General features: G+C 61.2%; 18 protein-coding genes. 6 read left to right on the forward strand and 12 right to left on the reverse strand.

The features are described from left to right. Positions 1-102: 102 nt before the first annotated feature. From AO268_RS05910 to AO268_RS05930, 5 genes are all read right to left on the reverse strand, one after another. Complete coding sequence (locus tag AO268_RS05910) at positions 103-1962, reverse strand: DUF3857 domain-containing transglutaminase family protein (RefSeq protein ID WP_099168150.1); 1860 nt, start codon at positions 1960-1962, stop codon at positions 103-105. 150 nt (positions 1963-2112) lie between these two features. Further along, positions 2113-3210, reverse strand: a complete 1098-nt coding sequence (locus AO268_RS05915; protein ID WP_099168151.1) for a DNA alkylation repair protein — start codon at positions 3208-3210, stop codon at positions 2113-2115. 122 nt (positions 3211-3332) lie between these two features. Further along, on the reverse strand, positions 3333-4679 hold the full coding sequence (locus tag AO268_RS05920) for a glutamine synthetase family protein (RefSeq protein ID WP_099168152.1): 1347 nt from the start codon (positions 4677-4679) through the stop codon (positions 3333-3335). A gap of 22 nt (positions 4680-4701) precedes the next feature. Then, positions 4702-5259, reverse strand: coding sequence for a helix-turn-helix domain-containing protein (locus tag AO268_RS05925; RefSeq protein ID WP_076962583.1), 558 nt, complete (start codon positions 5257-5259; stop codon positions 4702-4704). Between the two features lie 154 nt (positions 5260-5413). Further along, a complete protein-coding gene (locus AO268_RS05930; RefSeq protein ID WP_099168153.1) occupies positions 5414-7579 on the reverse strand; it encodes a WG repeat-containing protein in 2166 nt (721 codons plus the stop codon). Between the two features lie 177 nt (positions 7580-7756). Between AO268_RS05930 and AO268_RS05935 the strand changes: the two genes are divergently transcribed. Continuing rightward, positions 7757-8947, forward strand: a complete 1191-nt coding sequence (locus AO268_RS05935) for an MFS transporter (RefSeq protein ID WP_076962585.1) — start codon at positions 7757-7759, stop codon at positions 8945-8947. 71 nt (positions 8948-9018) lie between these two features. Here AO268_RS05935 and AO268_RS05940 read toward each other — a convergent pair whose 3' ends face one another. From AO268_RS05940 to AO268_RS05950, 3 genes are all read right to left on the reverse strand, one after another. Further along, on the reverse strand, positions 9019-9267 hold the full coding sequence (locus tag AO268_RS05940; protein WP_099168178.1) for a DUF1652 domain-containing protein: 249 nt from the start codon (positions 9265-9267) through the stop codon (positions 9019-9021). Between the two features lie 11 nt (positions 9268-9278). After that, positions 9279-9530: a CsbD family protein gene (locus tag AO268_RS05945; protein ID WP_076962587.1), complete on the reverse strand. Its 252-nt coding sequence runs from the start codon at positions 9528-9530 to the stop codon at positions 9279-9281. A gap of 131 nt (positions 9531-9661) precedes the next feature. After that, positions 9662-11158 (reverse strand): PAS domain S-box protein, encoded by a 1497-nt coding sequence (locus tag AO268_RS05950; protein WP_099168154.1) that lies wholly within the window; start codon positions 11156-11158, stop codon positions 9662-9664. 221 nt (positions 11159-11379) lie between these two features. On the opposite strand from AO268_RS05950, the gene AO268_RS05955 reads away from it, so the two are divergent. After that, positions 11380-12348 carry a hypothetical protein gene (locus AO268_RS05955; RefSeq protein WP_076962589.1) on the forward strand — a complete coding sequence of 323 codons (969 nt, stop codon included), beginning with the start codon at positions 11380-11382 and terminating at the stop codon, positions 12346-12348. 80 nt (positions 12349-12428) lie between these two features. Continuing rightward, positions 12429-13055 (forward strand): transglycosylase SLT domain-containing protein, encoded by a 627-nt coding sequence (locus tag AO268_RS05960; RefSeq protein ID WP_076962590.1) that lies wholly within the window; start codon positions 12429-12431, stop codon positions 13053-13055. Between the two features lie 40 nt (positions 13056-13095). Here AO268_RS05960 and AO268_RS05965 read toward each other — a convergent pair whose 3' ends face one another. Both AO268_RS05965 and AO268_RS05970 read right to left on the reverse strand, forming a co-directional pair. Further along, the gene (locus AO268_RS05965; protein WP_090413012.1) at positions 13096-14265 is read right to left on the reverse strand and encodes a hypothetical protein; all 1170 of its coding nucleotides are present in this window, start codon (positions 14263-14265) and stop codon (positions 13096-13098) included. 14 nt (positions 14266-14279) lie between these two features. Beyond that, positions 14280-15167, reverse strand: a complete 888-nt coding sequence (locus AO268_RS05970; RefSeq protein ID WP_099168155.1) for a nitrilase family protein — start codon at positions 15165-15167, stop codon at positions 14280-14282. Positions 15168-15349: 182 nt separating this feature from the next. Here AO268_RS05970 and AO268_RS05975 point away from each other — a divergent pair, with 182 nt between their 5' ends. From AO268_RS05975 to AO268_RS05985, 3 genes are all read left to right on the forward strand, one after another. Then, the gene (locus AO268_RS05975; protein ID WP_076962593.1) at positions 15350-15694 is read left to right on the forward strand and encodes an FKBP-type peptidyl-prolyl cis-trans isomerase; all 345 of its coding nucleotides are present in this window, start codon (positions 15350-15352) and stop codon (positions 15692-15694) included. A gap of 195 nt (positions 15695-15889) precedes the next feature. After that, entirely contained in the window at positions 15890-17110 is a 1221-nt protein-coding gene (locus tag AO268_RS05980; RefSeq protein ID WP_099168156.1) for a putative DNA modification/repair radical SAM protein, read from the forward strand. Next, positions 17107-17940, forward strand: a complete 834-nt coding sequence (locus tag AO268_RS05985; protein WP_099168157.1) for a TIGR03915 family putative DNA repair protein — start codon at positions 17107-17109, stop codon at positions 17938-17940. The genes AO268_RS05980 and AO268_RS05985 overlap by 4 nt, the downstream gene beginning before the upstream one ends. 165 nt (positions 17941-18105) lie before the next feature. Here AO268_RS05985 and AO268_RS05990 read toward each other — a convergent pair whose 3' ends face one another. Further along, positions 18106-18603, reverse strand: coding sequence for an Lrp/AsnC family transcriptional regulator (locus AO268_RS05990; protein WP_029296543.1), 498 nt, complete (start codon positions 18601-18603; stop codon positions 18106-18108). Positions 18604-18617: 14 nt separating this feature from the next. Next, positions 18618-19460 carry an ABC transporter ATP-binding protein gene (locus AO268_RS05995; RefSeq protein ID WP_257154347.1) on the reverse strand — a complete coding sequence of 281 codons (843 nt, stop codon included), beginning with the start codon at positions 19458-19460 and terminating at the stop codon, positions 18618-18620. Positions 19461-19462 lie beyond the last annotated feature (2 nt).

A 19462-nucleotide genomic window follows, 5' to 3' on the forward strand; every position in this document is an offset into this window, starting at 1 on the left:
AATGTGGGAGCTGGCTTGCCAGCGATGGCGGTGTATCAGTAGCAGATAAGTTCACTGACCCACCGTCATCGCAGCCTCGCAGGGCGAGACAGCTCCCACATATTAGAGTTTTACCGTCTGATGCACCTGTTCACCACACGCCCGGGCATCGTTGATCATCTTTTCAAACGGTGCACTGACGATTTCATCATGGCTCAACCAGCGCACTTTCTGGGTCAACCGGTAGTGGTAGCGCAAGCCATCCTTGAGCCGTTCGCCATCGAGTTCCAGGTCATACCAGGGCGAGCTGACCTTGCAGCCCTGGACCGGCTTGTCCATCTGCCCGCCGGTCAAGGTAACGGTGTAGTCGATGGTGTCTGGATTGCCCAGGTACAGGTCGCCCTGTTGCCCGTTGCGGCGGTAGTTGAGCAGTTCGTCCCACTTCTCCTTCAGGGACTGGTCGGTGTAGACGTAGCCTTCGTCGAGTTTATCCAGGGCGCCCAGGTCGGTCATGCTGGCCTTGACTGTATAGGTGTCGGGCTGCACGAACCCGGTGGGCTGGCGGGTGACCTGGCAATCGCTGATCTCGCGGCCGAAGTTGTCGCAGATGTTCTGGTCGGTGGCGGTAGCCCCTTGTTCGCGGTCCGCGATGCTCAACTGCATCAGCGTCAGGCGGCTGAAGGTGATGCTGGCGCGGGTCGTGCCGTTGCCCTGTTTGTCATAGTGCACCTGCTTGTCCAGGCGGATGCTGGTGTCAGGGCGCGCCAGGGGGATGTGTTCCTCGCGCACCCGGCCCTGGGCATCGTTGACCAGCACCCAGCGGTCCTGGATATCGGGCAGGGTCTGGCCCGGGGCGAACACCGGGTTGGTCGGGTCCAGCCACCACACCTGGCCGGCCACTTCGGCACGCACGATGGCATGGTTGGGCGCGCCAGTGCCCGGCACCAGCAGTGAATCCACCACATCCCCACGGCTGACCCAGGCGGTTTCGGCCTTGATCCCGCTGGCCTTGAGCATGGCCGCCAGGAGGATGGACAGGTCTTTGCAGTCGCCATAACCGTGCTGTTCGATCTCCGCCAGGTTAAACGGCACATAGCCGCGATCGGTGGCCCGCCAGTCACCCAGGTAGCGGTAGTGGTCGTTGATGTGCTGCATCAGGCCGGCCACTTGCTGCGCCGGGTCCAAGCCCTTCACCGCGGCAACGGCGGCGGCACTGCCAGCCGGCAGTTTGGCGGCGAGGATCTGGTTGTAGCGCTGGGCAAAGCCGCCGAAGTGCTTTTGCACATCCAGGCTGCTGCCCACTTCGATACGTGGGATCAGGCGGATATAGGCGTGGCCCGATTCGTTGATGTAGTTGAGATAGGTCGGCGTCTTTTGCTCGATATCCAGGGTCTTGCGATTGACCGAGGGGGTAATGGTGAAGCCGTCCATCAACTCGGCGCGCCACTCGATGGGCCGTTCCGCGGTGAAACGCGCCTTGAGCCGGTCGCGCCGGGCATTGCTGGGGCCGAACTGCAGGGCGTAGTGGAACTCGGTCATCAGCGGCTTGGCCGGGTGATGTTCGCGCACGGTATAGCGGACCTGCGTGCCGACCCGCAGGTTGGGAAAAGCCAATGACGTTTGCTTGAGCCTTGAAAACCCCTGGTCGGGGTTGGGCGCGGTGCGCGTATCGATCTGCGACGCGTCCAGCGCCTGGGGCTTGCCGCCGGGTTGGGTAGACTCGGCGTGCAGCACTTCAAAACCATCGCCTTCGGCATAGTTGAAGTCGATTCGCGACAAGATCTCCCGGCCGCTGGGCTGGAGGATGGTGTAGCGGTAGGTGGTGGTGCAATCGGTGCTGGCATCGCGGTTGAAGTGGCAATGCAGCTCGGATTCATTGGCAAGTGCCGCTTCGGCCATGGGTTGCAACGCCGCATGAGCGGTGTGCGAAACAAGCCCCAGACTGGCGCAAATCAAAGGGCGGTAAAACGAGAAACGGTGCATGGGCGCCTCGGGTGGAACGTTGACACGGATACCCTGGCAGGTATCAAGAGGTTTCAGATGATAATGGCTCGCAACACCAAAGGCCAGTATTGTAGGACAATAAATATCGTTGAAAGACCCTGGATAGAGCCTTTAGCCTCGTAGGAAGGGTCAGCCGAGCAGCTCGAATCCGCTGCTGGCCAGGCGTTCGCCGTTCACCAGCACATGCACGGTGTGCTGGCCAGGGTAGTGCTTGCGCGTGCTCATGTCGCGGATGTGTTGGCCACGCAGCACGGTATGCCGTTCACCCGCGCCGAGGGTAAAGGCCTTGAGCTTGAACACCTTGGCGGCGCTATGGCCGGCGCTTTTTACATAGTCGATGGCGTAGTCCACCACCAGTTTTTGCGGGGCGCTGGCCATGGATTCCAGGGTAAACGACAGGTTGATGCGCTCACCCAGGCGAATCACCGCCGGCTCGACCTTGAACTGGTGGATCTGTACCTCGGCCTGCGCGCCTGCGCCCATGATCGTCAACGCGCGGGTATTGCCCTGCTTGATCAGGCTGCGCAGGGCGTGGCGGGCGATCCAGGCGGTGTGGGGGTTGTCCAGGGACCAGTGCTCGATCACCTCCAGCACCCAGTCGGGGTGGTCCTTGGTGATGTCGTTGAGGTGGTTGGCCACGGACTTGCGCACATACAGGCTCGTGTCAGCCTTGAGGTTATCCAGGATCGACGCGCACAGGCGCGGGTCGGCCTGCACCCGGGCCAGGCGAAACGACCACGGCAACCTCGGGCGCGAACCCTCGCTGGCGAGGCGGCGTACATGTTCATTGTCATCCAGTGACCACTGCTGCATCACCGCCAGGGTGCGCTCGAAATCCTTGAGCAGAAATGCCCGCACGGCAAACTCGGCAGAGCCAAAGGTGGTGAAGTACTTGAGCGCCGCCATCGAGCGCTGGAAGTCATCCAGGCCATAGCTGGCCACATAGTGCCCGAGGAACAGGCTGACAAAACCACTGTTCAGGCGCGGGGCCAGGGCATACAGATGCGGGAGGGTGTGCGCGTAGTCCAGGGGCATCACCGCATGCAGGCTTTCACTGACCCGGGCCATGCGCTGCATCACCGACAAACCGGCGAGGTCGCGGCTGGCGTGCTTGAGAAACCCCCTGGCATCGAATGGCGGGTACACCGCGCTCATCTCATCGGCGATGTGCTGCAGGCGTTCGAGGTTGAAGATTTCCTTGAGGGCAGGGGCGCTTTGGTCGGTCATGGGCAGTCCGCAGGAGAGGGCGATGGTCGGGCTTTTTCAAAATAACACCTTACTCAAGGCCACGAAGCTCAAAATGTGGGAGCAGGCCAGCTCCCACAAGGGCTGTGCAGGGTGCTCGGTATCTACAGATACCAGCGATATTCCCGCGCATTGATCTCCTGCTGGAAGGCCAGGTGATCCTGGCGTTTGTTTTCGCAATAGACGTCGACAAACTCCGCGCCCAAGCCTTCGCGCAGGGCCGGTTGCTGCTGCATGGCGCGCACGGCCTCAAGCATTTCCAGGGGGAAAGCCTGGCCGCTGGCGCGGTCTTCGTTCAGCGGTGCGATAGGTTCGCGCGCCGCCTCCAGGCCGTGTTCAAGCCCGACCAGGATCGCCGCCAGCACCAGGTACGGGTTGGCGTCGGCACTGGCCAGCCGATGTTCGATCCGCAGGTTGCGCGGGTCGGACTCGGGAATGCGCACGCAGGCATCCCGGTCCTCATAACCCCAACTGGCCTGGGTGGCCGCATTGACCGTACCGCCCAGGCGGCGGAAGGCGTTGTGGTTGGGCGAGAAAATCGGCATGCAGTGCGGCAGCAGTTCCAGGGAGCCCGCCACCGCGTGGCGCAAGGGCTGTTGCTGGTGCGCCGCCAGCAGGTTGTTACCGGCGGCGTCGTACAGGCTGACATGCACATGCATGCCACTGCCCGGATGTTGCAGGTAGGGCTTGGCCATGAAGCTGGCGCGATAGCCATGCTTGAGCGCCACGCCACGGGTGCTGCGGCAGAACAGGGCGGCCCAGTCGGCGGCGCGCAGGCCGTCGTCGAGGTGGCCGAAATTGATCTCGAACTGGCCGGGGCCCAGCTCGGCGGTGATCACCGTAATATCGATCCCTTGGGCCTGGGCGGTCTGCACCATGTCATCGAGCACCGGGGCGAAACGCGACAGCCGCTCGATATGCAGGGTCGGTTGGTCATCGGGGTCGTCGCTCAACGGGTCGCGGGCAAATTGCGGCAGGCCGTCGGCGAGTTTGCGGTCGAACAGGTAGAACTCCAGCTCGAACGCCACCACCGGGTGAATGCCCTTGCCGTGCAAGCGCTCCAGGACCTTGGCCAACACTTCGCGGGGTTCAAATTCGATGGGGGCTTCGGTGCCGTCGGAGGTGATCAGCATCTGCCCCAGGGGTTGCGCTTCCCAGCTCACCGGCTTGAGCGTGCCGGGCACCAGGCGGCGGTTGGCGTCGGGGTCGCCGTCGTGGAAGCAATAGTCGCCGATCTTGAACAAACCGCCCTGGGCGCCCAGCAACACCGCGTTCTGTGGCAGCTTCAGGGGGCTGCCGGCGGCGACTTTTTCCAACATTTCAACCGGGTAGCGCTTGCCGTAGAAACGCCCGGGGATGTCCAGGGCAATCAGGTCGACGTAACGTACCTCGGGATGGTTCTGGCGAAAGGTCCGCACTTCGGCCAGTAACGTGGCGCAATGGCTTTTCACGGGTGACGCTCCTTGGTGTGCCTCAGTTATAGACCCACAGCACGCGGGCCGGCAGGTCGGTCAGGTTGCCGTAGCGGCAGTGGGCGAAACTGGCCAGGTGAAAGCTGTCGCCGGGGCCGAGGGTGACCGCGTCGGCCTCGCCTTCGACCCACAGCGTCAGGTGGCCTTCAAGCACAAAGCCGGCCTGTTCGGCGCGGTCGCTCATGGTTTGCTCGCCACTGTTGGCGCCGGGTTCGAGCAGGCTGTCGAGGATCGAAAACGCCCCCTGCATGCTGGGCGAGACGAGGATGTCGGTGATGCCATTGGCGTAATACACCGTGCGCCGCTCGTTGGGGCGGGTGACCCAAGCCACCGTCTTGGGCTTGGACAGGCTGTAGAAGTAGGTGGTGGGCACGTCCAGCGCATGGCTGATGGCCGTCAGGTCCGCCACGGTCGGGCGCGACAACCCGCGCTCGACCTGGGACAGGAACCCCACGGAGCGCTCGATCTTTTGCGCCAACTGGGCCAGGGTCAGTTTTTTGTATTTACGCAGGTCGTGGATCAGGATCGCCAGGGCGTCCAGTTCTTCTTGTTTGTCCATGGGGCTTCGTGAAATTCTTATCTAAAAATTTCATGAAAAATTACAGGATTAATTTCACGGGCGCAAGAGCCCCCCCTTGTAGGAGCGAGCTTGCTCGCGAAAAACCCACAGGCTCCCTGATAGCGCTGGGTTATCGCTGGCAAGCTGTATCAACTCACTCGCGCTCGAAGCTATCGGTCTGGTTGCCATCGGCATCGAACACATTGATCCGGTTCGGCACCTGCGTATCCCAGATGCTATAGGTCGCCTCGTTGCTGTTGGACGGGAAGCTGTAGCTGGTATACGAACCCAGTTTTTTCACCACGCGGTTGTTTTTGTCGATCAATACCAGGCCTTCAAACCCGTCCATTTGCGCTGAGGCCAGGTTTTTCTGGAAAGGGTTGAGTGTGCTGTAGGTCACCGGCACGCGCAGTTTGCCGTGCACATCGATGGCGCCATAGCGGCTGCCCTTTTGCACCACCGCCATGCCGTTGGAGAACGGGTTGACGTCATCGAAGGGCAGGCTAAAAGGCAGCGCCTTGCCCTGTTCGTTGATAAAACTGTATTTGCGGCTGCCACGGTCCTGGATCAGCAAGGGCTGGCCCTGGATAAACTGGCCGAAGACCGTCGCGCTGGCCGGGTTGAGTTTTTTCATGCCCAGGTCGTAGACGTCGGTTTGCTGCTTGTCGGCAGAGGTGGCGTAGATAAACGCGCCTTCTGCGTTAACGCTGGAATAGCGCGGCGCCAGCAGTTCCTGGCCACTCAGGCTCCAGGCGCCGTACAGCGAGTCGGAACCATAGGTTTTCTGGCCCGGACGGGCGATGAACACATTGCCGATGACATTGGGGTTGATGTACTTCATCGGCACCACGAGCTGCAATTTCTTGACGTCGTAGATGCCATAGGGGCCGTTGGTTTCGCGCTGGACCACCACCAGCCGGTCGTTTATCTGCTTCTCGATGCTCTCGAACGGCAGTTCATTGAGGGTGTGGGTCCCCGGCACAAAGGCAAAGTACTTGAACAACAGCTGGCTCCAGCCCTCGCCCGAGGATTTTTCGCCGACCATCATCTGGTAGACATCGGGCATCTCGGTGTACTCGATACGCTCGAAGCGTGGCTTGACCACCCATTTTCCCTGGTTATCGATAAAGCCCTTTTTTTCGCTGGCACTGTCGAAGGCAATGTAGCGTTCACGGGGGGGCAGGCTGTTGCTCATTTCCAGATCGATCGTCTGCGGTTGCGCCGGCTCCAGCAGGTAGATGACCACACTGGCAGGTGTGTCTTCAAACTGGTAAGTCACCTGGACATTGCTCAGCTCGCTGTCTGAGCTGGGCAGGCTGCTGGCGAATTTTTCCAGATGATCCTGCACGGCCGCGGCACTTTTGAAGTCGGCGAAGTTATCTGCCATGCGCAGCAGTTCGTTGTAGTACGCCTGCAGGTTGGCCTTTTGTTCGGCCGTGGGCGAGGTGTTGGTGCTGCTGCCGCCGCTGTACAGGGTCTTGCCGTCGGCGGTCAGGCCCTGGATCACATAGGACTTGTGCTTTGGCGTGGCCAGTTGCAGGGCGGCGCGTGAATCGCCCAGGGCTGTCAGCTGGTAAGCCTCGCCGTTTTCACCGGTGGCTTTCGGGTTGGCCGGGTCCAGCAGGATTTTCCTGAAGCCTGGGTAAGCCTGGTAGTGCAGGGCAACCTGGAGGCGTTCAACCGGCTTGTTGACCTTCAGCTCGGTGCTGGTGTGGTTTGGCTCTGCTTCGCGATTGGCGTCCTCAAGGACCACATCGGCGAACGGCTGTTGGGTGCCATCGCGAAAATGCACGGTCTGGATCTGGTAGCTACCTTGGCTTTCCTGATCCGGCAGCGCGCCAAGCTTGAGGGTGTCGCGGATCGCTTCGACATCCAGGTTGAGCCCGGAGCCATTGTCGAAAAACACCTGTTGGAAGTGCAGCGGTGTTTGCTTGAGGGTGGTCAACGCCGCCTTCAGTTGTTGATCGGGGAAGGGCGCGAAGGGCTTTTCGTAGCTCAGTTCTTTCTGGGCCTGGGGCTCGTTGGACGCGGGGGTGGCCGGGCCGATTTCCAGGCGCATGCTTTCGATCATCGCGATGCGATTGAGGTTGTCGCGCATATCGAGGATCAGGTAATTCAGGCGTTTTTTCGCTTGCGCCAAGGGCAGGTCCCGAATGCCATCCACACCGCCCTCATCGAGCTGTGCCTCGCTGTACTCGGCGCCTTCAAGCAGGTCGGTGTCAGCATTGCGGCCCAGCAGGTAATACGTTGCGCCGCCGATCACCGCGATCACAATCAAGGCGCTGGCCAATAGTTTGGTGCGCGGCAGAGCTGTTTTCATTGTTCTTGGACTCGTCAGTAGGCTGGCGCAAAGAGAGTAGTACCGTATACACGTTATTCAGGATTGTGGATTTAAATTTTGCATAAATGCATAAAACAGCCTTTTCTGCCGCTCATCCTGCGTTAAGGTAGCGGCTTATTCCCCGCGCAACGCATGCCGCCAGGCAAAGAGAGCAGGATGCTTAAAACCATAAGAAACTACCCCCGCAGCGTAAACCTGCTGCTGTCAGCCACGCTGATTCTGACCCTGGCCAAGGCGATCACCTTTCCGTACATGGTGATCTACCTGTCCAGCCACTTTGCCCTGGGCATCAGCGAAGTGGGCCTGGTGATCGGCAGTTCGCTGATCGTCGGTTCCCTGCTGAGTGTGTATGGCGGTTTCCTCGTGGACCGGGTCAACAGCTACCGGCTGTTGCTGGGCCTGAGCCTGCTGTTCGTGCTGGGGTTTGTCGGCACGCTGCTGGCCCGCGAGCTGTGGCTTTTCTACAGTTGCCTGATCCTGATCAACCTGGCGTATGCGGTGATCGATGTCGCGGTCAAGGCCGGGTTTGCCAGCCTGTTGCCCGTCGATGCGCGCAGTGAAGTGTTTTCCATCAAGTACACCCTGACCAATATCGGCTATGCGGTAGGGCCGTTTTTGGGGGCGATGGTGGCCAAGGTCGATATGAGCCTGCCGTTTGTCTTGTCGGTGCTGCTGGGGATCGGTTTCTTCCTGCTCTACTGGCGCTGGGGCGACCGCAGCCTGGCTACGGTGGACACCGCGCAAAAGCCGGTGCCCTTCCTCGCGGTGGGCCGGGTGCTGCTGCGCGATCATCGCCTGGTGTGCTTCACCCTTGGCGGATTGCTGAGCGCGGTGGTGTTCGGGCAGTTCACTGCCTACCTGTCGCAGTACCTGGTGACCACTTCGGACGCCGAATACACCTACAGCGTAATCAGCGCCATCCTGACCACCAACGCCCTGCTGGTGATCGCCCTGCAATACGTGATTGGCCGGCAGATCAGCCACCGTCACCTGAGCCGCTGGCTGCTCCTGGGGCTGGGTATGTTCATGCTGGGGGTGATGGGCTTTGCGCTGTCCACCAGCGTGTGGTGGTGGGTGGTGTCGATGGCGATCTTTACCGTGGGGGAAATCATCGTGTTCCCCGCCGAATACATGTTTATCGACCGCATCGCCCCGGACCACCTGCGCGGCATGTACTACGGCGCGCAAAACCTCTCCAACCTTGGCGCCGCGCTGGGGCCGGTGTTATGCGGGCTGGTGCTGGCCAGCCTGCCGGCGCACTACATGTTCTACATGCTGGCGGGGTTTATCGTGGCCGGGGGGTTGTTCTACTTTATCGGTGCATCGTTGAAGCCACGCTCTTTGTAGGCGTGGCAAGACTCACGCGCGGAGCTGTATCCCCTATCCCACAGGGGATAAGTGCCTACAAAGGGGTGGGGTCAGATGGAGATCGCCCCGCCCATGGTGTTGCTGTGCAACTCATAGCGCAGTTCCTCGACCATCGTCGCGACGTCCTGCGGGGTCTTGAGCTTGTTCACGCTGATCCCGGTGACGACCAGGTCCACGCGGCCGCTTTCGGCATCAAATACCTTCAGCGTCAGTGATGAGTCGCGGCACAGGGTGAATTCGCAGGTCAGCGGCAACAGGGCTTCTTCGATGCAGTTTCGCAGTTGGGCCAGGGTAAACATGCCAGCCCCCATTAACGACGACGCAACAACAGGCCCAGCAGCAGACCCACGCCAGCCACGATTGCCACGGTGGCCAGGGGCTTGCGTTGGGCAAAGTCGCCAACATTGTCCAGCACATCGCCATAGGTCTGTTGCAGTTGGCCGGCTGCCTGGCGGGCTACGCCCCGGGCCTGGAGTTGTTCGTCATCGGTCATCTCGCCGAGGAAATCCTGAGCCTTGCCCACGGCTTTTTCAACGCGGCCTTTGACCTGTTCGCTTTTCATGATGCCTCCTTCAAGGGCAAAAAATCACCATGACCCAGGGCTTCACACCCTGTGCCTACCCTTCAAGGTTAAGCAGCGTATCGGCGTGCAATAAGGCGAATTTGCACTGGTAGCCCTAGTGCATTTGCACCTTATTTTGCGGTTTTTACCCGTCGCTCCCCGGCAAACAGCCCGCGTTCCCGGGCCCAGACGATGGCGGCACTGCGGCTGTGCACATTGAGCTTGGAATACACCGTGGCCACATGATTGCGCACGGTATTGGGCGCCAGCTTCAGGCGCGAGGCGATTTCCTTGTCGGCCAGGCCTTCGCAGATCAACCCCAGCACATCCCGTTCGCGGGCGGTCAGGTCGGTGAAGGCGATGTTTGGCAGGTTGGGGCTGTTGACGCTCTTGGCGTTGGCCAGTTTTTCGATCAGGGTCTGGCTGAACCAGGATGCGTCCTTCATCACTTCCTCGATGGCCGACACCAACTCCAGCTCCGAGCGTTTGCGCTCGGTGATATTCATCATCACCAGCAGGTAACAGGCGGTGTCCTGGATGCACACGGTGTCAGCCGACACCACGCAATCAATCACCTCATGGCCTTTCTTGCGGATCTTCAGGTCATGGCCGTCGAGGTTGCCGGCTTTTTCCAGGGTGGCGAACAACTGCGTGCAGGCGTCGCGGTTGTCGATAAAGTTGATCTCGCTGATGGATTTGCCGATCAGTTCTTCACTGGTATAGCCGGTGATGCTCATGAACGCATCGTTGACGTCCACCACCTGCAAGTTGTCTGCATCGCACACCAGGGTTGGCACCGGTGTCAGGCGGAAGGACTTGGCAAAGCGCTCCTCGCTCTGGCGCAGGGCGGTCTCGGCCTTGCGCCGGGGCTCAAGGTCGGTGAAGGAAAACAGCATGCATTCCTCATCGTTCATATCCAGCGGCTGGCCGGCGACAATCACCAGCTTGCTGCCGCCTTCGGGCAGCTTCAGCTCGGCTTGCATCTGCGGGATGGTTGCCCCTTCGCTCAGGCGCTGGATGGCCAGCTCCTTGCGCTCGGCCTGTTCCAGCACGTCCAGTTCGTACACCGAGCGGCCGATCACCTGGTCGCGGTTGTGGCCGGTCATTTCCAGGAAACCCTGGTTGACCTTGATATAGCGCAAATCACTCAAGCGGCAGATCACCGCCGGCGCCGGGTTGGCGTTGAAGGTTTTTTCAAAGCGCTGTTCGGCGCTGGCCCATTCGGTGGCATCGCTCAAGATCAGCACCAGCAACTCCGGCTTGCCGGCGCTGTCGGTGAGCGCCAGGCTGCGCAGGCGATGGACCCAGGTGCGGTCGGTGTCGGCGGTGGGCGTGACTTCGACCACCACGTCACTGAATTCTTCACCGTTGGCCACCCGGCTCAGCGGATAGGCCTCCAGGGCCAGCGGGTGATTGTTGCGATAGCGCAGGCCAAAGCGCTCGGCGTATTCGGCGGTGTTGGCCCCCAGCCCGGCAATCTCGTCCAGGCCGTGCATGGTCAGCGCCGCCTCGTTGGCCCAAAGGATTGTCTGATCGATCTCGGCAAGAATCACCCCATCGGACAGGCCGGAAATGATCTGCTGCAATTGGCGGCGATTGGTTTCTTGGGCGAGGACGGCCTGGCTCATGGTTTCTCCAAAATGGTGACATAACGACAATGGCACCTCCTGCTTCCTGTAGGAGGGCATGTCTGGCTGGTGTGGAGTACGACAACTGGCCTTGAGCATAGTGCAGACCGATTCGGCTTGGCGGGGTGCGAATGCACCAGCCCGCCTAGTGCAATTGTGCCGAGACCGTAGGCGTCGGCCTGGACACACTGACGGCCTACTCATTTGTCCAAGGAAAGATCATGACCCCTTTATATGAAACCAGCCGCTCGCCCTTTCGTGTGTCCTGGGGCTCGGTACTGGCCGGTAGTGCAATTGCCCTGGTGACCTACCTGGTGCTCAGCGTACTGGGCACCGCCATCGGCGCCAGTGCGGTCGACCCCATGGCGGCGGGTAACCCGTTGAGCGGTTTTGGCACCGGTGCTGGCATCTGGCTGTTTGTCTCCACACTGTTGGCGATTGGCGTGGGTGCTTTCGTCGCCGGCCGCACGGCCCCGGATCGCGGCGGCCTGCATGGCGTCCTGAGCTGGACCATCACCACCTTGCTCACCACCTGGCTGCTGGCGGCATTGGCCACCAGCGTGGTCGGCGCCGCAGGCAATGTGGTGGGCAAAGGCCTGTCGGCGGCCGGTAGCGGCATTGCCGCCGTGGCCCCCGGCATCAGCGACAGCGTCAAGCAGCAGATGGACGAAAAGGGCATCCGCCTGGATTGGGAGAGCCTGCAGGGCGAACTCGACACCTTGCTCAAGCAAAGCGGCAAGGCTGAACTGGATCCGGCCAAGGTCGAGCAAAAAGCCGACCAGGCAGCCGCAGACGGCCAGCAAGCGGCCACTGAGGCCGCCACCAACCCGGCCCAGGCCGCGACCGAGCTCAAGCAATGGTTCGAGCGCGTCAAGGCTTCCGGTGAACCGGCGTTGAATGCCGCCGACAAAGAGGCGCTGGTCAACATCGTCGCCGCCCGCACCGGCAAGAGCCAGGCCGAGGCCAGCCAGATCGTCGAGAACTATGCCCAGGCTTATCAGCAGGCCGTGCAGAAAGTCGAAGAGCTCAAGGCCCAGGCCGAACAAAAGGCTCGCGAAGCGGGTGAAGTCGCAGCCAAGCAACTGTCCCGCGCAGCGTGGAGCACCTTGTTGATGTTGGTATTGGGGGCCGCCTTGAGCTTTGGCATCGGCCGCCTGGCCATTTCGACCCGCAAAGTACCCGTGGCTTGATCAAGGCCCGTTGATGTCTTGACCCCAACACCTGGCGTGAGCGCGTAAACTGTCGGCTTTTTACGCGCTCACGCCAAGGTATGCTTTTGACCCCGCTAAAAACCACAACCCTGTTGTTGCTCACCAGCCTGCTGGCGGCGTGCGGCACCTCACCGCCACGTACCCCTGACGACATCTGCGGCATCTTCCGCGAAAAAGACGACTGGTACGACGCCGCCAAAGTCACCCAGAAGCGCTGGGGCGTGCCGATCCAGGTGCCGTTCGCCATCATGTATCAGGAATCGGGCTTCCGGCAAAACGCCAAGACCCCGCGCAAATACCTGCTCTGGATCATCCCCTGGGGCCGCGTCAGCACCGCCGCCGGCTACGCCCAGGCCAAGGATGAAGTGTGGGGCGACTACCAGAAAAGCACCGGCCGCAACTGGGCCAGCCGCCAGGACTTCGACGATGCCATCGACTTTGTCGGCTGGTACATGGACAAGACCGCCAGCATCAACGGCGTGTACAAATACGACGCCTATGGCCAGTACCTCAACTACCACGAAGGCTGGGGCGGCTACCGTAACCGCACCTACGCCAGCAAGGCGTGGCTGTTGCCGGTTGCCGGCAAGGTCAAGGCCCGCTCCGATCTGTATGCGCGCCAGTATGCAGGGTGCAAGGCGGATCTGGAGCGGGGGTTCTGGGGGCGGTTTTGGCGGTGGTTGTGAGGCCGGAAGCGGGTAAGGCACATGAGCCTTACCCGCTTGTTTACGCGACCAGTCTTCCCACCAGAGGCACAATCAACAAGGTGCTCAACGCCATCGAGATCACGTTGCCGATATACGGATGAAAGTGGGGGGGCAGTCGCCCTGCAATGGCACAGGCCAGAGGCGGCGCCAGCAGTGCGCCAAGCAACGCACTGGAGCCGATCACCATCCAACTCCCGCCATGGGTCAGCACCGCTGCCGGTACGACCGACACCAGCGGCACATAGGTGGGATACCAACCGCGCTTGATCCACTGGCTGCGCCAGAGTACTACGCCCAATGCCGATGTCAGTGCCTGGGCGCCTATCAGTTGCAGCACCAGCCCCGAGCCATAGGCGGCGCTCATGGGGTTCAAGGCATAGGCCAGCAGGACACCCGCCAGCAGGCCAAGGCTGGCCCATTCATTGCCAAAAAACGGCGCTTCGGTAAAGTCCGCCAGGACCCGGCGCAGGCTCCAGGCCACGCCATAAGACTGTGGCTTGACCGGCACCGGCCTGGTCGGGGCGATATAGCCGGAGCGCACCAGCGCCGGGACGCGCCGACAGACTACAAAGGCAACCACACTGCCTAGCGCCATGCCCAGTACGTTGCCAATCACCACGGGCAAACCCAGGGGGACGCACACAAAATTGACGATCAGCAAGCACAGGGGCGTGACCAGTAGGGCGCCCAGCAGCGCACCGTTGAGGGTGACCTTCCAGCCACCACCAAACATCAGCACCATCGCCGCCGGCAGGGAAACAAACGCGGCGAAGGTGGGTTGCCAGGTGTCAGCAGTGACCGTCCACCCCCACAACAGGTTGCTCAACAGCAGGCCCAGCAGGGAGCTGCTCACCAGCCACGGCCACAGCCCACTGCCGTAGCAAATCGCAAAGCCTTGCCAGCGCTTGCCGGTGCGGCTGGCCCACCAGGCCAGGTAGGCCCCCGCCAGCAACCCGAGGGAGGCCAGTTCATGCTTGTAGAAGGCTACCTCGCTGATATCCCCCAGTACCCAGCGTAGCCAGGCGATTGGCTCAGGAAAACCCGCCACCATATCGCCGTAGCTGGGCCAGGAGCCTTGATGGGTGAGGGTCGTCCAGAGGATCAGCAGGGCGCTGATGAGCCCCAAGGCGATGATTGCCTTATCGGCCTGAGATCGCTCGGTCCCGGGTTTCGTGAATAGATTTTCCATGGCCCACCCTCCCTTCAGCGTGGCAGGGCGGGGTGTTGGCAATACCCGAGCATCTGATCGTAGAGATCATTGCGCCGGTCACGTTGCAGGTCGTTGAGGCTGTTCCAGATCGGCGCACTGCGGGCGCTGGTCAGGTCGATATCGGCGAACAGGATTTCCTGGCGGTTGGCCGACGCTACATTGCCGATAGGCCAGCCATTGGTCCCGGCAATCAACGAACAGCCCAGGTAGCGTGCATCGCGCTCCTCACCGATCCGGCTGGCGGCGGCGATAAACACATTATTGACGTGGGCGGCGGTCATGGTCAGGTACGACGCCATGCATTTACCGGCCTCGTCGAACAGTGGCGGCGGCGTCCACACCCAGTTGTTGAGGCTGCAAATAATATCGGCGCCTTGCTGGCTGAGGATCCGTGGCACTTCCGGGAACCAGATGTCCCAGCAGATCAACAGGCCAATCCGTCCAATAGGCGTTTCAAACACTGGAAAGCCCAGGTTACCGGGAGTGAACCAGAGCTTTTCCAGGTTCCACAAATGGGCCTTGCGGTACTTGCCGATCAACCCATCCGGGCCCAGCAACAGTGCAGTGTTGAACAACTGCCGGCCATCGATCTCATTCAGGCCCGCCACCAGATACACCTGGTGCGTGGCCGCAAACGCCATCCAGGCCTGCACACTGGCCCCGCCAGGAACAACCTCGGCATGCTCGAATGCATCCTGGCGGCTGTTGAAGAAGTAGCCGCAGTTCGATAACTCGGGCAGCACGATCAGGTTAGCCCCACCATTGACCGCCTCGGCGGCCAGGGCCAGGCTGCGATGAAGGTTGCTTTCGCGGTTATCCAGGCCGACCTGGGGGTCGAACTGCACGACAGCGACGCGGACAGGGCTTGTTGGCTCGTTCATTGGGGGTGACCTCTTATTGTTATGCAACCGGGGTGGTTGGTTTTTTATAAGAGGGGAAAAAATGGACGGGGTTAAGTCAGGCGCTTCTGGCTGAGGCGTAGTCTGGATCCTTTAGAGGGCGCTTGCCAAAGGCGCTTGGTTCTGGGAAAAAGCCAGCCAGTGTGAACCCTACGAGATCCTCCATGAACAACGAAGAACTGCAAATCACCGACATCCGCCCAGGCGACGGCAAGACCGTGGTCAAGGGGGCGCTGATCACCACTCAATACACCGGCACCCTGGAAGACGGTACGGTGTTTGATTCGTCCTGGGCGCGGGGCAAGCCGTTCCAGTGTGTGATCGGTAGCGGTCGGGTTATTAAAGGCTGGGACCAGGGCCTGATGGGGATGAAGGTCGGTGGGGTGCGCAAGCTGTTTGTGCCGGCGCATCTGGCGTATGGCGAGCGGGCGATGGGGGCGCATATCCAGCCCAACAGCAATCTGTGTTTCGAGATCGAGTTGCTGGAAGTGTTGACCCGTGATGATTGAAGGCTCAGGGCCGGTCAACTGTTCTCGATATGTTTGAAAAAACGTCGGCAGGCGGATGAAGGCCTGACTGGCAAGCGCAACCCTTGTGGGCTCGACAGCTCCCACAGTTATTTGTTCTACCATTCGCCGATCTCTCCTTGAATGCCGGGTATTGCTGCTGATACTGTACAAAAATACAGTATTCGGTAGCCCCCCATGCAGTTGATCGAAAAACTCAGCATCCTCGCCGATGCGGCCAAGTACGACGCGTCCTGCGCCAGCAGCGGGGCGCCCAGGCGCAGCTCCGAGGGCAAGGCCGGGCTGGGGTCGAGCGATGGCATGGGCATCTGCCACAGCTATACCCCCGATGGGCGCTGTGTGTCGCTGCTCAAGGTGCTGCTGACCAATTTCTGCCTCTACGACTGCCAATACTGCGTCAACCGCCGTTCCAGCGATGTGCCCCGTGCCCGGTTCAACCCGGAGGAGGTGGTGAGCCTGACCCTGGACTTCTACCGGCGCAATTGCGTCAGCGGGCTGTTTCTCAGTTCGGGGATCATCCGCTCGGCGGACTACACCATGGAGCAACTGGTGCGGGTCGCCAAGTTGTTGCGCGAGGTGCATGACTTTCGCGGTTATATCCACCTCAAGACCATTCCCGAAGCCGATCCTGCGTTGATTGCCGAGGCCGGGCGGTATGCCGATCGCTTGAGCGTGAACATTGAATTGCCCACCGATAAAAGCCTGCAGCTCCTCGCGCCAGAGAAGCAGATCGGTTCGATCAAGCAGGCGATGCAGACGATTTTCACCGGCGAGCAAACCGTGCTCAACGAGCCCCGGGCACCGCGTTTCGCCCCGGCTGGGCAAAGCACGCAGATGATTGTCGGTGCCGATGACACGGACGACAGCACTATCCTGCATGGGGCCGAGGCGCTGTATGGCAATTTCAAGTTGCGCCGGGTGTATTACTCGGCCTTCAGTCCGATTCCCAATAGCCCGAAAAGCGTACCCCTGGCGGCGCCGCCATTGATGCGCGAGCACCGGTTGTACCAGGCGGATTTCCTGCTGCGCAGTTATGGTTTCCGCGCCAATGAACTGTTCGCCGGGCCGGGGGATCTGGCGCTGGATATCGACCCCAAGCTGGCCTGGGCCCTGGAGCATCGCGAGGTGTTCCCGCTGGACCTGAACCGTGCCGAGGCGACGTTGATCGCACGTATCCCGGGGATTGGCCTGCGCACCACCGAACGCCTGGTGGCGCTGCGCCTGCAACGCAAGATCCGTTTTGAAGACCTGGCGCGCATGCGCTGCGTGCTGAGCAAGGCCAAGCCGTTTTTCATCACCAGCGACTACCACCCCCAGCAAGCGGAAAGCACCAGTGTGTTGCTGCGCGAGCAACTGCGCGACCGCCCGCTACCGCAACAGATGGGGTTGTGGGGATGATCAGCCTGGAATGCGACAACCTGTTCAGCACTTGGCGCGAGCAGGCGCGCTGGCTGCTCAGCCATCAGGTCGACCCCAGCCATGTCAGTTGGGGCGAAGCGGAAGTGGCGGACCTGTTCGCCACCGACGAGCACTACCCGGCGCACAACGGCCCGTTCCAGGCGCGCATTCCCAAGGCCCTGCTGGAGCTGCTGGAAAGTGCAGCCTGCTACCACGGCGAGCAGCGCTGGAGCCTGTTGTATGAAGTGCTGTGGCGCGTCAGCCATGGCGACCGCACGGCGATGATGGCAGGGGATCAACTGGGCAGCGAGTTGCAGCGGCGGATCAAGCAGGTGCGGCGCGAGGCCCATCACCTGCATGCGTTTGTGCGTTTTATCGCCCTGCCGGCGGCGGCGGGCCCGGAGCTGCCGGAGTACGTGGCCTGGCACGAGCCGGCCCACGATATTTTGCATAGCGCCAGCCAGCACTTTGTCGGGCGCATGGGCCGTCATCGCTGGATGATCGCCACGCCCCTGGACGGGGTGTATTACGACGGTGCGCAGTTGATCCACCAACGCCAGTGCCCGGAGCAATGGCAGCAGTTGGCACAGAATGTCGAGGACCCACACAGTGCCATGTGGCTGACCTATTACAGCCATATCTTCAACCCGGCGCGGTTGAATCCCAAGGTCATGGAAGGGCACTTGCCGAGCCGATTCTGGAAGAATCTGCCGGAGGGTAAGTTGATACCGGGGTTGATCAGTGAGGCGCGGACGGGGAAGCAGCGGGATGGGCAGGCGAAGCTGATTGGTGAGCGCCCAGGCAAGCGGATTTCAAGCGGGCATGGTTAAAACATGTGGGGAAATATATGGGGGCTGGCTTGTGTGGGAGCTGGCTTGCCTGCGATGCAGACGCCTCGGTCTATCAGTTGTACTGAGGTGATGCTATCGCAGGCAAGCCAGCTCCCACACAAGCCAGCTTCCACATTGGATCTTCATCGCGACAGGGGATGGGGGTCAGGCCAACTCAGTCGCCGTATTTTTCACCACGGCCAACTCCGGGTGGGCCACCAGTTTGTCGATGTGCAGCTCATCATTGTTCAACCAGGTTTCCGTCAGTACGCGGTAGTGCTCCATGTCCCGGCAGCGCATGCGCAGGCTGTAGTCGAAGGGCCCGCTGATCAGTTGGCACTCGAATACCTGCGGGCAGGCTTTGACGCAGGCTTCAAAAGCTTTTTGTGCCGAGCGCCCGCTCTGGTTAGACAAGGCCACCAGCACCAGCAAGGACAACCCCGGCGAGACCATCTGCACATCGATGATTGCGCCATAACCGCGGATCACCCCGCGCCGCTCCAGCTTGCGCACCCGCTCCAGGCAGGGCCTGGGCGTCAGGTGCACCAGCGAAGACAGCTTCTCGTAGGTGATGCGCCCCTGATGGCGCAGCACATCGATGATGGCTTCATCAATGCGATCCAGCGCAGGGGAGGAATGGGGTCCGTTGGCCTTGGTATCCATGGTCGGTTCTGTGTTCACTTCAAGCGGTTGGAGAGAAATTGCTGCAAGCGTTCGCTGGTGGGGTGGTCGAGGATCTCGGCGCTGCCTTGTTCTTCGACGCGGCCCTGGTGCAGGAACAGCACCTGGCTGGACACTTGCCGGGCAAAGCCCATTTCGTGGGTGACCATGAGCATGGTACGACCTTCCTCGGCCAACGTCTGTATGACTTTTAGGACTTCCCCTACAAGCTCTGGATCCAGCGCCGAGGTCGGTTCGTCGAACAGGATAATCTCCGGTTCCATGGCCAGGGCCCGGGCGATGGCCACGCGCTGTTGCTGGCCACCGGAGAGAAACGCCGGGTATTGATCGGCGACCCGGCCTGGCAGGCCGACTTTATCCAGGTACATGCGCGCGCGTTTTTCTGCCTCGGCGCCACTCACACCCAGCACCCGGCGCGGCGCCATGCAGATGTTTTCCAGCACGGTCATGTGGCTCCACAGGTTGAAGTGTTGAAACACCATGGCCAGGCGCGTGCGCAGGTTTTGCAGTTGCGCCTGGTGTGGCGCTTGCACGCCTGCGCGACCCTGGCGCATTTCAATGCTGATGCCGTCCAGGGTGATCACCCCGGCGTCGGGTTGTTCGAGGAAGTTGATGCAGCGCAGCATGGTGCTCTTGCCGGAGCCGCTGGCGCCGATCAGGCTGATTACATCGCCCTTGCTGGCGTTGAGCGAAACACCCTTGAGCACTTCATGGTCGCCGTAGCTTTTATGCAGGTCTTCGACCTTGAGTTTGACGTTGGTGCCGGCCGCCACCACGCTCGGGCGGGGCGCGGCAATGTGGGTGGGATGGGCGGCCAGGGCCTGTGCGGACTGATTCATGG

Source organism: Pseudomonas sp. ICMP 8385 (assembly GCF_002699915.1).
GTDB lineage: Bacteria > Pseudomonadota > Gammaproteobacteria > Pseudomonadales > Pseudomonadaceae > Aquipseudomonas > Aquipseudomonas gessardii.

Coding starts and splice junctions, on each gene's coding strand:
- AO268_RS05935 (WP_076962585.1), top strand. CDS start 7,757: ATGCTTAAAACCATAAGAAACTACCCCCGCAGCGTAAACCTGCTGCTG.
- AO268_RS05940 (WP_099168178.1), bottom strand. CDS start 9,267: ATGTTTACCCTGGCCCAACTGCGAAACTGCATCGAAGAAGCCCTGTTG.
- AO268_RS05970 (WP_099168155.1), bottom strand. CDS start 15,167: ATGAACGAGCCAACAAGCCCTGTCCGCGTCGCTGTCGTGCAGTTCGAC.
- AO268_RS05995 (WP_257154347.1), bottom strand. CDS start 19,460: ATGAATCAGTCCGCACAGGCCCTGGCCGCCCATCCCACCCACATTGCC.
- AO268_RS05965 (WP_090413012.1), bottom strand. CDS start 14,265: ATGGAAAATCTATTCACGAAACCCGGGACCGAGCGATCTCAGGCCGAT.
- AO268_RS05980 (WP_099168156.1), top strand. CDS start 15,890: ATGCAGTTGATCGAAAAACTCAGCATCCTCGCCGATGCGGCCAAGTAC.
- AO268_RS05985 (WP_099168157.1), top strand. CDS start 17,107: ATGATCAGCCTGGAATGCGACAACCTGTTCAGCACTTGGCGCGAGCAG.
- AO268_RS05960 (WP_076962590.1), top strand. CDS start 12,429: ATGCTTTTGACCCCGCTAAAAACCACAACCCTGTTGTTGCTCACCAGC.
- AO268_RS05990 (WP_029296543.1), bottom strand. CDS start 18,603: ATGGATACCAAGGCCAACGGACCCCATTCCTCCCCTGCGCTGGATCGC.
- AO268_RS05915 (WP_099168151.1), bottom strand. CDS start 3,210: ATGACCGACCAAAGCGCCCCTGCCCTCAAGGAAATCTTCAACCTCGAA.
- AO268_RS05950 (WP_099168154.1), bottom strand. CDS start 11,158: ATGAGCCAGGCCGTCCTCGCCCAAGAAACCAATCGCCGCCAATTGCAG.
- AO268_RS05945 (WP_076962587.1), bottom strand. CDS start 9,530: ATGAAAAGCGAACAGGTCAAAGGCCGCGTTGAAAAAGCCGTGGGCAAG.
- AO268_RS05930 (WP_099168153.1), bottom strand. CDS start 7,579: ATGAAAACAGCTCTGCCGCGCACCAAACTATTGGCCAGCGCCTTGATT.
- AO268_RS05910 (WP_099168150.1), bottom strand. CDS start 1,962: ATGCACCGTTTCTCGTTTTACCGCCCTTTGATTTGCGCCAGTCTGGGG.
- AO268_RS05925 (WP_076962583.1), bottom strand. CDS start 5,259: ATGGACAAACAAGAAGAACTGGACGCCCTGGCGATCCTGATCCACGAC.
- AO268_RS05975 (WP_076962593.1), top strand. CDS start 15,350: ATGAACAACGAAGAACTGCAAATCACCGACATCCGCCCAGGCGACGGC.
- AO268_RS05955 (WP_076962589.1), top strand. CDS start 11,380: ATGACCCCTTTATATGAAACCAGCCGCTCGCCCTTTCGTGTGTCCTGG.